The 376-nt window shown below is 59.3% G+C and carries 1 protein-coding gene; it reads left to right on the top strand.

All coding sequences use genetic code 11. The annotated features are described in order from the left end of the window. Positions 1 to 376, top strand: a 376-nt coding sequence (locus KHA85_RS20585) for an HAD hydrolase family protein (protein ID WP_213186722.1), incomplete at both ends; no start/stop codon positions are given.

Here is a 376-nt window from a genome sequence, read left to right as displayed (position 1 = left end):
CTGGACGAGGATATCGCCCGCGATCTGTACGGCATGCTGCACGACGATCCGGAGATCACCACCAACGTCTACCGCAACGATGATTGGTTTACCAACCGCGAAAGCCCGGAGCAGGAAGAATTCTTCCAGGAGTCGGTGTTCAAATACCAGCTGTTCGAACCGGGCCTGCTGGAAACCGACGGCGTCTGCAAGGTCTACTTCACCTGCGAAGATCACGAGCGGCTGCTGCAGGTGGAAGACGCCATCAACGCGCGCTGGGGCGATCGGGTCAACGTCAGCTTCTCGTTCCCGACCTGCCTGGAAGTGATGGCGGGCGGCGTGTCGAAAGGGCATGCGCTGGAAGAAGTGGCCAAGATCATCGGCTATACGCTGCAAG

Source organism: Dietzia massiliensis, assembly GCF_018390595.1.
Classification (GTDB): domain Bacteria; phylum Actinomycetota; class Actinomycetes; order Mycobacteriales; family Mycobacteriaceae; genus Dietzia; species Dietzia massiliensis.
Note: the sequence above shows the minus strand (reverse complement) of the source record. Positions and strands in the feature narration are given on the sequence as shown.